Source organism: Pseudarthrobacter sp. 1C304 (assembly GCF_052245515.1).
Lineage (GTDB): Bacteria > Actinomycetota > Actinomycetes > Actinomycetales > Micrococcaceae > Arthrobacter.
Genome location: NZ_JBQQCH010000010.1, coordinates 140469 through 152376 on the forward strand (window position 1 = coordinate 140469; position 11908 = coordinate 152376).

The window sequence follows — 11908 nt, forward strand, 5'->3', positions numbered from 1 at the left end:
GAGACCTTTCAGTTGGTGGTGCTGGGTGCGGTGGTGGTAGCCAGGGCGGCTAAGTCAGTGATGAAGCGTTGGTACTCGCGGGCGGCGGGAGGGGTGGTGGCATCCCCGTGCCGCCAGGCCTCGACCCAGGGAAGGGTCCAGAGCCGGGGTGCGCCCCCGCCCACGATGACGGCGAAGTCCCGTAAGGGTTTGGGAGTCTTCCCGGGTGCATCCGCCAGGACGGCGAGACCGAGCAGGTCAAGCTCCGGCGACGCGCCTGAGACCCACTGCGTCAGAGCGCTCCGGGCGGCGGTCAGTCCGCGCACGTCTGCGCGGCAAACCAGCAGCACCCGCGGCCTGGCGCCGTCCTGGAGGACGGGCCAGCAGTGATCGGTGATGCGTGCCCCGCCAATCAGGTCAGCGATGCGGCTTTCACCGGATCCCCCGTGGGCGCCGGTAACCCACACCTTCGCGGAGCCTGCGACTCTGCGGTGGCCGAGCCGGTCTGCGGCGTCGGGTTCGACCATTCCGCGCAGGGGCACACTGATCACGGCCGCCGGCGGCACGTACGCCTCTGCTATCGCCGTCTCCGCGCCGTCGGTGGTGGCCGGGCGAGTGATCCAGGGGTTCAGAGACTGCTGCATGGGTCCTCCTCTCGAAGTCTGTTGGTTGGTGGTTTTAGAAGCTGGCGGCAACGGCGGCCGCGGCCGCCAGCCATGCCCGCTGGGTCGCCGGCTGGAGGGCTTCGTAGCGGATGGGTCCGTTGACCAGGGCAGGATCGTAGGGAATCCGGACGACCGCACGCACGAACGGTGCGAAGCCATCAGCGATCCGCTGGGCCTCGTCCTTGGCTCGCTTCAGCGCCTCACCACTCATGCTGCGCTTGGCGTCGGTGGACTCAGAGACGATGACGACGGCGTTGCGGGCCAGCTCCGCGTCGTGGCCGCCCCGGGATTCCAGCGTCTGCAGGGTCAGGCGTGCGGCTTCTGCGCGGTCCTCGATGGCGGTGACGGGGACGACGAGCTGGTTGGTGTGGTCGATCATCCGACGCCAGTTCGCTGCCCGGGCGGTGTTGCCGGAGTCCATGACCACGAGCCGGTAATAGCGGGTGAGGACCTGGTGGGCGATGTCGACTTCCTCGGCGGTGACTTCGTGGTCGCCTTCCTCGTTTTCATCCGAGCGCAGGACATCGAACTTGTCAGCGGTCTGGTGGTGGACGAACTTCGCGATTTCGGCCGCGTTCGTGGACGGGGAGAGCAGTTCGGTGGAGGCGTCGATCAGATCCAGGACGCTGCGGTCGTGGGAGCCCTTTTCGGTCCGCCACCCGAGGGTGCCCTGGGACTCGTTGTTATCCCACGCGACCGTGGCCGCGCCGCTGTAGCGGGCGAGTATGGCCGAAAGCATGACCACGGTGGGGGTCTTGTTCGCACCGCCCTTACGGTTGACCACGGCAATGGTGCGGGGGCCCGGCCAGTGCTGGCTGACCGTGCGGATGTCCTCGCGTTCGGTGAGTTCTTCCTCTGAGGGGTCCATCCGCAGTCCCAGGCGCGTCAGGGTTCCGCGCCAGCCCTGTGTGGCCGGTTCGAGGACCGGGGCGCTGACCAGGAATGAAGTTTCCTTCAGGCTGCGCCGGGTTGGCGGCTCTTCTTCGACAGCGGCAGCTGTCTGCGGTTCCGGGGTGGCTGTCGCGGAGGCGGGCGCCCACGGCTGGGGGTTCACCGGGGCTGCAGCGGAAGGAGTCGGCGCGGGCTCTGTTGGAGCTGGCGCGGTCTCAATGATCGCCGGGGCGACTGTCTGGGGTGGGGTTTCGGGGGCTCCTGCCCGGCGGCGGGCCGGAGCGGGATCGTAGGAGACGGATTCGATCTTGTTGTCCGGGTGGACGATGAGCTCACCGTGGCCTTCGGGGTCCTCGATGCGGACCCGGACGGGGCGCTGGAGGGTCTGTGCTTCGCCCACAACGAGGGCCAGGGCGTTGTTGCGCAGTTCCTGCACGGACTCTCCGGACGGGACGATGCGGGAGTTGCCCGCAACGATGACCTCGGCGGTGCCGTTGTCCCGGACGATGGCCCGGATGTTGGGAAAGGCCATGACCTCGGTTGGTGTAGTGCCCATGAGATTCTTCCTTACGTGTGTGGGGATGGAGGGTGCGGCGTTTAGGACGAGGGCGGGGTGAGGCGGTTGACCTTCCACGGGGCGTCCTTGCCCGTGCGAAGCAGCTGCACCGTATAGGTCCCGGCGTTGGTGGGGACAGCCGCCATGACGCCGAAGCCATTGGCTTCATCGACGCTCAACGTGGCGGGGCCGGTAACGCGGGATGCCGGGATATTCGCCGGGTCCACTGCCGAATAGTCGGCGGTCGCCTGCGGTGTCAGCCACCGGGACAAGTCATTGGCCCACTGCTTTTCCTCCACCGTGGGGCGGGCGAAGTCCGTCATAGCGTTCTCTGCGACGTCCACGGCCTGATCCTTGCTGGCCTGATCCCAGGTGATGCCGATGGTGGCCGGGATGGTGCCCCCTGGCGCCTGGGGTCCGCTGTTGGCACTCAGTGAGACGGGTGTAGACGCCGTGGGCTGGCTGCTTGCTGCCGGCGGGGCCGGCGTCGTGTTCGCCGCCGGTGCGCAGGACACGCAGAGCAACGTCGCGGCGAGCAGGGTCAGGGGCTTTTTCACTTCTTCTCCTCTTGAATGGGCAGGTACAGGAAAGCTGAGGGGACAGTGTTGGCCACCGTCCGGGTGTAGTAGCTGTGGTCCGCCGGGGCCGGGTTGCCGTTGTAGCCCTCTTCGACGTAGGTCCCGTCGTTGTTGACTTCCTTGACCACGCCTACGTGGCCGAAGTTCGGGTCCGCTCCCCCGGCGCCGGGCGCGTACCAGACAACGGCGCCGACCCGGGGGGTGTTGCCGGCGGCCCACCCTTTGGCATCCCAGCCGGCCTTCCAGGTCAGGGCCGAGCCGAGGCCCTGCCCGTCGGGGCGGAACGTGCCGTTGAGGAACTTGAACGGGGCCCCGGTGGAGCCCATTTGCTGGTTCACCCGCCACAGGGCGAAATCGACGCACTCGCGGTAGTACATGCCCAGCGGCGAAGTGCTGGCCGAGTTTGCCCCGACGTCCAGCCAGGTTGGGGAGTTCTTCCACGGGTAGTCATCCCCCGCGCCGGATTGTCCGGGGATAGCGCAGTCGCTGCCTTGCAGGGAAAACTTCGAGTCCGAGAGCGCCTGGACGAGCTTCACGGCCTCGGGCCAGTACCTCTGGTAGTGGTACGGGTCGGCGTTGCGCTGGACTTTGTTACCGGCAATCGTCGGTTCCAACAGCTCCCAGCCGGCCACGCCTTCCAGGGCTTTGATGAAATTGGTGGCGCTCGTGGTGGGGTCCATGCGGTCCGCGTAGGAGCCCCACGCGCCGTTGTCGCGCTGCTGGAACAACCCCCGTGAGTCCGGGCCTGCGCCGTCGCCGGTATCCAGCACCCGTAACCCCGACTCCCCCAGGGCCACCATCACACTGATCATCTGCCCGTTGACCGACAAGTTCATCGCCATTCCGGCGCCCATGATCGCGGCAGCGTTTTTCAGCTGTTCTGTTGAGTACCCGTCAACTTTGAGGTCATCGCTGATTGAGACGGAAACTGCGGGGCCGCAATCGGCGGCAGCTGGCCTTGAATCTCCGAGAAGTAGGACGAACGAGACTACGAGCCCCAGACAAGCCGCCGGCAGAAGTACTGCTACTCCGATCATGCGTCCCTTGGCTTTCACCGGCGACCCTCTTTCCTTGAAACCTCCGTGAGCTAATATTTAAAATATTATCCTAATACTTTAAATATTAGTTCATTCGTCGCTAATAGCCTTCGAGGCTGCAAGGGAGAGCGACAAGTAGGATGTTCGACATGCCCAGACTCGTTAAGCCAGGAGACTCCGCGTGGAATGAGGCCGTCTCGGTGGCCCAGATGGTTTTCGGCAGCGGCGTCAACCTCGCCCTTATTCACCATTTAGCGGGCAGGGGCGAGCCGCTTACTCGCGCGCAGCTGGCGGAGGAGCTAGCCGAATTCTCACCCGCAACCCTGAGCAAAGCGGTGGGGGTTCTTGCCCAAGCCGGGGTGCTCGAGAAGACCCCAGTTCTGGGACCTACGACAGGTCGGTTGAATCACGCTTTCTCGGTTAAGGAGAAGCGTATTGAAGAGTTGCTTGGGAGCCTTCGCCTCTATGCCCTCGGGGCAGAGAATTGATGCGCGTTTCCTGGCGCGGGTGGTGCAGCCGCTGCATGCGCCCTCGCATAGTCCGCGGCTGTCGTTGCATGCATGAGTGATTCATCATTGAATAAGGATAACTAACATTAGACATGTCTTAGACATGTCTAGCACCCTAGTCGGTTGATTTCATCTCTTCTTCGAGAATCTTGGCGATGGCTTCAGTCGCCGCAGGTGAGAGGTCTCCCAAGGCTCGTGCTGCGAAACTCTGGACTTCGGCGATCCTCATGGCCTTCAAGAGCTTCAGCTGCGCCTCCACTCTGGCCGGCAGTTCTGGATCGGAGTCCAACAAGTATCCTGCGGGAACCCCAAAGAAATCGGCTAAGGCGGAAAGAAGCTTGCGGTCGGTGACCGTCGCTCCGGTGCCTTCTCGCATGTAGAACCAGCGGGCGCGTGACAAGCTGATTCCCTTAGCGGTGAGAGCCTCCTGGATGTCAGCGAATTTGTAGGGCTCCCCGCCTTCTGCGACAACAACGTCGAGAAGGATCTCTAAGCGGCGCGACAGTTCCTCTCGGCGTTTGGATGCGTGGCGACTACCGATCATAGTGTGGTCCTTCCGCTGCGTTAAGTCCTGCAGCTGTTTTCGATGGCGTCATGAGTCTCTCAGCGTTGATAAGCGCGGATTTATGAGTGGTCCAGGCATCCCGAAATCCGTGTGGGTCTACTAGATGGCAGTCACGAATCTCAGTGATCCGGCGTTGCAGAACCGTATGTACTCCTCTGCTGAAAGTGTCCCTGAGGGGGAACCGACTGCCATTTAGGATCAGATTCGTCTTCCCGTCCGTAGCTGCTCGCCATAGGGGCAGCACCCGCAACAGGTGCCATCTGGCAGCAATGTCCAGAAAGAATATACGACCAAAAATTACTAGTCGGGACGCCGACAGACCTGCCGCTACGCAGATAACTGAAATCGCTTGCCCGGCTCCGTAGACCCGCGCAAAGGCATCCTGCGCTGGCAGTTCGGCCGCAACCTGCAATACCGATCTGACTGCGAGTAAGGCAATGGCGCCGAAACACCCGGCACACACGAGAAAGAACCCTGCCCGGAAGACAGGCGACATTTCCCGAAGATGACTGACGACCGTTCTGATGATGCTGAAGCTCGTGTATGCGATAAATGCAGTAGCAGCCAGAAGGAAAAGAACCATTCCAGGCTGAGTCCCGTAGGTGCGAAGCAATGACGGACTTGTAACGGGAAGGTCACTCACAGCGAAGCCGGCCGTCAGGGTCAAGGAACAGACCAGCCACGCGACTTTGTGCCGCCGAATGATCCGTTGTCTGGGATGGGTCGCAAGCCTGGAGGACGCCGCTGCAGCATTGGTGACGGCAACGTGCAGCTGCAAGAAGGCCGCGAGTACAAGCAGGGAGAGCATCAGCCCGGCGAAGTTGCGGCCACCTAGTAACGAATCGACGGCTTCGTAGACAGGCTCAATGTACAGAGTGAAACCGGCGGTAGCAAAGACCGAAGCCATGAGAGCCGGCCGCGCAGGCGGATTCCAGATCGCGGGAATGCGTAGAACAGCTAGGAAGCCCAGACAGGCCGCCACGAGTATGCTCATCATCATCCAAAGACCTCAGCGAACCTGACAGGTTCATCCAGAGTTCGGACATCCGAACGCCACATGTGGTCCATCAGCAAGTCCGCGAAACTCTCCGCGCGTTTTTCTTCGATGGTCGTGAATGTCGAGCAAGTGGCCGACCTGCGTCGGCTCAAAAGCTTTACCAAAGGCGGTGGCGTCCCATCACCTTCCAACCGAACATCGGCGATCCTCAGCTGGTCAGCGACCATCGCGGGACCCAACAGGGGCATCGGGCTCGTGACGTTGCCGCGGGACCTCTCATGATGACCCAAAAGAAGGTGGCCAAATTCGTGGCACACGAAATGGTCCTCTCGTCGGCGCTCCTCCGCAGGGGCAAACAAGATGAGGTCTATGGCCTTGTTGCTGTACGTCATGGCACAAACCGGGCTCCCCCGGAGCTCTTCAGTTCTGCGGACCACCAATTTTCGGGAACGTCTCGTGGAAACGACCTTGTGGAGTCCACCCAAAGTGAGCTTGTCAGGCAGGCTCAAATCTGAAATTGCGGAGTAGACCGGGCCCAAGTAGCCAGGATCATAAATTGGCGTCATCGATTGCGGGGCCCTAAATCTTCCAGAGCGTACCCCGAGGGGTACTGCGATGATCCGGATAGTCCTGGCTTGAACCGCGCTGTTGTCCTAAGCGGTCGCCGGGATGCCACGGAAGCCCTGAACCTCAGAAGGCCATCAAGGGCTTTCACCAGGACTGGGCTGGGCCTGGGAAGACCTAATGCAGCCGCCAGGCGTTCATCGGCAAGCATGGCCGTGAGCAAGTGCTCCGTGAGGGGGCGGAAAGGTAGAGGCAAGCGCCCGCGAAGGACTCCCAGCGTGGAGCGCATCAGACTCAGCCCTGAGGGACTGGCTGCCACATGCTCTCTCTCATAGGTGTCCAGGAAATCCTCAGCATGCGCAAAGTCACTGGGGATATCGCGCAGCCCCATGCGGCCCCCCAGTCCAGCGAAGAAGTCGACGGCCGCTTGTTTTTCGATATCCAAGGATGGCCGCCAAGCATGCTGGTCCACCCATCGAATCGGAACCACGAGCATGGTCATTAACACGTACACGAAATCCGCGTTGCTTCCCGGGACGCCTCTGTGCACTCTTCTTAGGAGTGAAACCATGGCCTGACCGCGTTCACTGTCGAGGCCGCCGGCGATGATTTCGTAGATAACGATTGCCGTATCGTATGACCTCTTTTGGGGCCGGGATCTGATCTCGCCCGTTGCCTCGAGAGATCTTGCCAACGACGGAACGGCGAAGTTCCGGTAATACGCAAGAAAGAAGCCCAGATCCATGTCTTCGGCGAGATCGAAGAGAACGAAACGGCGGTAGATCTCCTCGTATTGGGCGCGTCTGAGCGTTTCCTGCCGGGCGATACTGTCCGCGCGGCTTGTGTGTATCAAATTAAGCTCCCAAAGCAAGAGATGTCGGTTGTCGTACGTGGACCACGCCAAAAGGCAAGGCCGGTCTTTGGCGACACCTAAGCATGTGTAGCCTTAGACATGTCCAAGACTTGATTATAGTAGTTGTTTGCCGGGAACATTCAGCAGCGCGCTTCAAGTGAATGGGCGACGGGAAACGACGACAGGACGAGCGAGGAGGGCACCGGATGCAGGTGACAATGAAGCCCCTTGCGTGGGTTCATGCGACATCGTCTGTCGATGGCGATCGGCAATGTAACGAAGGCGACACGCCATGCAGTTACAGTAACCAAATCCACTCCCAGGCGCCCCTCGAATGTTAGGTTCAGAACAGCCTGCAACAGTAACTAAAACCTGTTGGGGCGAACATCGATTTACAGCGCTGAAGCCAGTACAGGTGAAGACAGTCTGTACGAGATTCAAAGGACATGACTCATGACTGCTGTTGCACATCGGGGAGGCGGGCGCCCGAGCAAGGGGCTCCGCAAGTACATTGGCTTTCGTGTGCCTGCTGAGATGGCCGACCAGGTCGCGCAGGTGGCCGAGGCGGAGGGTGTCACGATCACGGATTACGTGGCCTCCGTTGTGGCAAAGCAGCTCGAGGTCGATCTGGAGCGTCACGACCACCACAAATATCAGGAGGAGCTGCCCATTGGCCGCCTTGCCTCTTAAATGATGAAGGCCCGCACAAGGCGGGCCTTCTAAGCATTTGACTCAATACCCTTTTTGCTTGCCGGCGACGAGGTAGAGAGTCCTTAAGAATCAACTCGGGCCTGACGGTCCGGGCATTTTCCTATCCCTTGAGAGGAATAGCATCATCGTACCCCACGAGATGCGCGCATGCACAGACTCACAGAGTCCGGGCGTGCCGCCTGCATCAGTCCGTTCGAGGGAGGCCTGGGCATCCCTAGCTCCCCTGCTTGCCGGACAGCCGCGCGTTCGCCTTTCCCGTGACGGCGGAAGGACATACCCTCAGAAGCTTGAGCGCGCCCTCACTGAGGCGCCCCCCACGTTCCCGGCTGCGGTCCGGATCTTTGGTAAGGATGGCACCTGCGCGGCGATCTTCCTCGACTTCGACTCTTCCGTCGCTGGCGTTGATTGGGTGGAGGCGGACGTCCGCTCACTCCAGACGTGGCTACACAACTGTGGGGCCCGGTGGATTGAGGACTACTCCCCCAACGGCGGCCGCCACGTTTACGTCCCGTTGGAGCAGCGGGTCACTTTCTCTGAAGCGCGTGATCTTGTCGAGGCGCTGGGCACCCGGTACCGGACCCTGGACAAGACCCCGCACCAGAACCTCCTCCACGGCTGCATGCGCACACCCGGTTCCCCACACAAGAGGGGTGGCTACCAGGAACTCGCAATGAGCCTGTCGATGGCCTACGACATTGTCCGGCGGCCTAACAGCGCAGCGGTGTGGACCGCAATGAACGCTGACCTGGCAGGGGAGATTCGCGCCGTCCGAGCACTCCGCCTCGAGCAGACCTTTACCCCGGCGGCCGCCGAGGCTCCCAAAGTCCAGCACCCGGCCGGCCGCATGTCCCGGGTGATGCAGCTAATGGCACAAACCGGGCTCTACGACTCAAACCGCTACGCCTCCGACTCGGATGCCCGCCAAGCGATCATCACCGGCGCCGTGGCCGCCGGACTGGAACTGACCGATGTGGAACGCCGGATGATGCAGGGCACCTGGCCAGGACTGGCCTCTTTCTACGCCCGCTATGCCTCCAGGCACCGCCTCCCTGCCCTGCGCCGGGACTGGCTGAATGCGGCCAGGTACCTAAGCCGAGACCCGGGATCTAGGGACCGGAAGAACAATGCCCGCAAATCCCCCACAAGCCAGCCAAATACACAGCCCCCCGCTATACAAGGGAAATCGATCTCGACGAATCCCGATACCGAGCATCGGTACATCCGAACCTGGCGAAATGCTGTCAGGCTCAAAGAGCACACATATACAGATTCGAGGACAGGGCTGGCGAGAAGAATGGTGCTGAGGTCCCTGGGGGAAGCTGCACACATGACAGCGTCCCGGTTCGTTGAATTCGGTGTCCGTTCTATCGCGGTTGCCACCGGGCTGGATCACACGACCGTGGGGGGGCATCTCAGAGCCCTGCGCAGCGAAGGTGATCCCTTGGTGACGTTGGTGGAACAGGGGCGTGGCACCAAGGGGGACCTCTATATGCTGACTATTCCGGAGGAGACGAAGACGGCGGCTGAAGATCTCACTTGGCGGAAGGGGAAAATCCGTGCTCTGCGCCCGGTATTCCGGGAACTCGGCCTGCCGGCTGCCTTCGTTTATGAGGCGCTGGAGCACTCCCCCGGTTTGTCGACGGCAGAGATCGTGACGCTGACCAGGCTCTCCCGGACAACCGTCAGTGAAGCCCTCGAGGTGATGGCCGCCTGGCACATGATCGCCCGCGACACCGCACGGGCTTGGTCCGTGGTGACCACAACGTCATTGAAAGAACTCGCCGAACACTTCGGCGTCCTGGAAGCCGTCGCGGCGCAGCTGCAGCGCTACCGGATCGAACGGATCCTATGGAAGGAATGGCTGTCCAAGAACGTCAACACCGTCTCGGAGCTCCTCTCCCCCGGCGAAGACTACCCATGGGAAGCATTTGAAGGCCCACCGGATGAATGGGCCCTAGCCGATATGGCATTTACTAAGGCCGGTTGAGTGGATTATCGTAACTCTGTTACTCACAGATACCGTGAGTAACAGAGTAACAGAGTAACAGAGTTACGAAGTTCGTGATCCCGTTGTCGGATGAGTCCCGCTAATTCATTTCAGATGAGTCGAACCTGGGACGACGCTACGAGAAGGATTGGGTTCGTGGCGTCAGGCCGAGAGCAACTCGCAGCTCATCCTCCGTGGAACCTACGAGCTCAGCCTGGCGTTGCAGCAACAGGTCCACCGCAACTCGAATCAAGGTGTTGTCGGTTATCCGCTCGCCCTTTTCTTTACGGGCGCGCTGCACTTTCGATGCAAGTATCGTCAATTCGTCAGCTTGGTCTGCGTGCAGGCGCAGCTCTTTGCGAACTAGCTCTGTGTAATGGGTACGGCCGGACGTCACTGGTTCATCGGCTTCAATGGAGACGTCGGCAGGACCGGTTCGTACCGGGGTCCTATCGAGCTGGGCTTCGGCTACGGTCGCCACTCCCCCGTCATGTTCAACCCCGGCTGGCCCTACGTGGCCCACAGCATTGGCATCGTGGGTTGACGGCTGAGTAGTTGGGGCTTCATGAAGACCCACTGCCGCGTGGACGATGTGCAGGGCTGGGCCCTCCGCACCTAGATCTATAGGAGGGGCGTCCTTGATTTCCTTAGTTTGGTTGGCAAAGTTCTTAAATCCACCTTTGAGCGCCATCGAGGTTAGCCCTTCCCTGTCTTGGCCCAGAGATTGAACAGCTCTAGGGCGACATCCTTGTAGTCCATAGTGGCTTTCTCGGAATTGCGAGTCTTCTCATACGAAGTGACTACCGTCCCGTACATTGGCGCCCGTTCATGGGCCTTGTAGGCGCGGACCAGTGAGTTACAAACGAGAATCCCCTGCTCCCGCAGCATCTCCTGCGCATCCAACGCATCTTGCGGAGACCTCGAATCGGCTTTCGTTATGACAACCCTGTAGTCCAGTCCAAAGGGCTGAACTATCTTTTCGAACGTATAAACAAGTGGCAGAAGGGCCAGAGGAGTTGCCTCGGTGGGCATCACGATGAAGTCACACTGACTGACGATCGCCTGGAGCACCTTGGTGTTTTCTAAGTTGCCTGGGGTGTCGACGAACACAGTGTCATAGTCGAGATCCCGCATTTGCTTGAGGGCTTCTGGATCCGTTTCAGTGGCCACATCGAACTGCAATTGCTCCTTGTCAGGGAGTTCTTCCGCGTTAGTAGCCCACATTGTGACTGATCCTTGTGGGTCCGCGTCGACCACCAGCACCTTTGAGCTCTGTGCGGCAACGGCGGCAAGGTTCATCACCGTCGTGGTTTTTCCTGCTCCGCCCTTTTGGTTGACGACGGCTACTACCCTCATGAGTGCTTCCTTCTCTTGGTCTCGTTAGCACCCGCATCGGTAACTGATGGTCATCCGGAAAGATTTGTATGACTGAAAAGACGGGCTGGCTTCATGAAACCAGGCAGTATCCGTATCTAGTCGCCGGCAAGCGCTACGCCAAAATTATCAGCTCCGCTCCCCCGCTAGTCGGAGAATCGCCGTAGATACACAGAGTCAGTGACTTCGGAACTGCGGTTTTCTGTAAGTCTGTAAGTCTGTAAGCCGGTAATTCGAATCGACGAAGTACGCTTCCCACCCCCCCCCAGGGCTTCCGCTACCGCTCAGGAACCCATTGAGGCCGCATGATTCACCCCAACCTGATCCAAGGTGGCGGCTGCGCTAGTTGGCGCTCTAGAGCCGCGGGCAAGTCGCGGCGTCCTCCGGGACTCTGTGACTTCCGGACTTCCGGAGTAGCGGACTCACGGAGTTCGTGAGTCACGCTGTCTGTTTGTTGGTGGCGGTGTTGCGGTGGGCGCCAGGCGTTGCTGGGTCGAAGGGGCTGCGTGTGTAGCCACTGACTCTGTGACTCCCGGAGGCACGAAGTGCCGGAGTAACAGACTTGGGGAGTCTGTGAGTCGGTTGGATCTGGGGTGCTAGTCGCGGCGTCCTCCGGGACTCTGTGACTTCCGGACTTCCGGA

General features: G+C 60.9%; 11 protein-coding genes. 3 read left to right on the plus strand and 8 right to left on the minus strand.

The annotated features are described in order from the left end of the window. Positions 1-8 precede the first annotated feature (8 nt). Genes ACTWQD_RS16740 through ACTWQD_RS16755 form a run of 4 tightly spaced genes read right to left on the minus strand, consistent with a single transcriptional unit; the run spans position 9 to position 3511 of the window. The gene (locus ACTWQD_RS16740) at positions 9-623 is read right to left on the minus strand and encodes a DUF6668 family protein (protein ID WP_443197260.1); all 615 of its coding nucleotides are present in this window, start codon (positions 621-623) and stop codon (positions 9-11) included. Positions 624-657: 34 nt separating this feature from the next. After that, positions 658-2091, minus strand: coding sequence for a chromosome partitioning protein ParA (locus ACTWQD_RS16745; protein WP_443197261.1), 1434 nt, complete (start codon positions 2089-2091; stop codon positions 658-660). 41 nt (positions 2092-2132) lie between these two features. Continuing rightward, positions 2133-2648: a hypothetical protein gene (locus tag ACTWQD_RS16750; RefSeq protein WP_443197262.1), complete on the minus strand. Its 516-nt coding sequence runs from the start codon at positions 2646-2648 to the stop codon at positions 2133-2135. Then, a complete protein-coding gene (locus ACTWQD_RS16755) occupies positions 2645-3511 on the minus strand; it encodes a CHAP domain-containing protein (protein ID WP_443197263.1) in 867 nt (288 codons plus the stop codon). Before ACTWQD_RS16755 ends, ACTWQD_RS16750 begins: the two co-directional genes overlap by 4 nt. Before the next feature lie 344 nt (positions 3512-3855). Between ACTWQD_RS16755 and ACTWQD_RS16760 the strand changes: the two genes are divergently transcribed. Then, on the plus strand, positions 3856-4194 hold the full coding sequence (locus ACTWQD_RS16760) for a hypothetical protein (protein WP_443197264.1): 339 nt from the start codon (positions 3856-3858) through the stop codon (positions 4192-4194). Positions 4195-4330: 136 nt separating this feature from the next. Here ACTWQD_RS16760 and ACTWQD_RS16765 read toward each other — a convergent pair whose 3' ends face one another. Together ACTWQD_RS16765 and ACTWQD_RS16770 are read right to left on the minus strand one after the other, a co-directional pair. Then, positions 4331-4759, minus strand: coding sequence for a hypothetical protein (locus ACTWQD_RS16765; protein WP_443197265.1), 429 nt, complete (start codon positions 4757-4759; stop codon positions 4331-4333). 1580 nt (positions 4760-6339) lie between these two features. Then, positions 6340-7245 carry an oxygenase MpaB family protein gene (locus ACTWQD_RS16770; RefSeq protein ID WP_443197266.1) on the minus strand — a complete coding sequence of 302 codons (906 nt, stop codon included), beginning with the start codon at positions 7243-7245 and terminating at the stop codon, positions 6340-6342. Positions 7246-7647: 402 nt separating this feature from the next. Here ACTWQD_RS16770 and ACTWQD_RS16775 point away from each other — a divergent pair, with 402 nt between their 5' ends. Beyond that, positions 7648-7884: a hypothetical protein gene (locus ACTWQD_RS16775; protein ID WP_443197267.1), complete on the plus strand. Its 237-nt coding sequence runs from the start codon at positions 7648-7650 to the stop codon at positions 7882-7884. A 160-nt stretch (positions 7885-8044) separates the two neighbouring features. Beyond that, complete coding sequence (locus ACTWQD_RS16780; RefSeq protein ID WP_443197268.1) at positions 8045-9892, plus strand: MarR family transcriptional regulator; 1848 nt, start codon at positions 8045-8047, stop codon at positions 9890-9892. 136 nt (positions 9893-10028) lie between these two features. Here ACTWQD_RS16780 and ACTWQD_RS16785 read toward each other — a convergent pair whose 3' ends face one another. Both ACTWQD_RS16785 and ACTWQD_RS16790 read right to left on the minus strand, forming a co-directional pair. Beyond that, entirely contained in the window at positions 10029-10583 is a 555-nt protein-coding gene (locus ACTWQD_RS16785; RefSeq protein WP_443197269.1) for a hypothetical protein, read from the minus strand. Positions 10584-10588: 5 nt separating this feature from the next. Then, positions 10589-11248: a ParA family protein gene (locus ACTWQD_RS16790; RefSeq protein WP_443197270.1), complete on the minus strand. Its 660-nt coding sequence runs from the start codon at positions 11246-11248 to the stop codon at positions 10589-10591. Positions 11249-11908 lie beyond the last annotated feature (660 nt).

Bases quoted from the DNA above. Each gene is read 5' to 3' on its own strand.
- ACTWQD_RS16755 (WP_443197263.1), bottom strand. From the start codon at position 3,511: ATGGCGATGAACTTGTCGGTCAACGGGCAGATGATCAGTGTGATGGTG.
- ACTWQD_RS16780 (WP_443197268.1), top strand. From the start codon at position 8,045: ATGCGCGCATGCACAGACTCACAGAGTCCGGGCGTGCCGCCTGCATCA.
- ACTWQD_RS16765 (WP_443197265.1), bottom strand. From the start codon at position 4,759: ATGATCGGTAGTCGCCACGCATCCAAACGCCGAGAGGAACTGTCGCGC.
- ACTWQD_RS16760 (WP_443197264.1), top strand. From the start codon at position 3,856: ATGCCCAGACTCGTTAAGCCAGGAGACTCCGCGTGGAATGAGGCCGTC.
- ACTWQD_RS16785 (WP_443197269.1), bottom strand. From the start codon at position 10,583: ATGGCGCTCAAAGGTGGATTTAAGAACTTTGCCAACCAAACTAAGGAA.
- ACTWQD_RS16740 (WP_443197260.1), bottom strand. From the start codon at position 623: ATGCAGCAGTCTCTGAACCCCTGGATCACTCGCCCGGCCACCACCGAC.
- ACTWQD_RS16775 (WP_443197267.1), top strand. From the start codon at position 7,648: ATGACTGCTGTTGCACATCGGGGAGGCGGGCGCCCGAGCAAGGGGCTC.
- ACTWQD_RS16790 (WP_443197270.1), bottom strand. From the start codon at position 11,248: ATGAGGGTAGTAGCCGTCGTCAACCAAAAGGGCGGAGCAGGAAAAACC.
- ACTWQD_RS16745 (WP_443197261.1), bottom strand. From the start codon at position 2,091: ATGGGCACTACACCAACCGAGGTCATGGCCTTTCCCAACATCCGGGCC.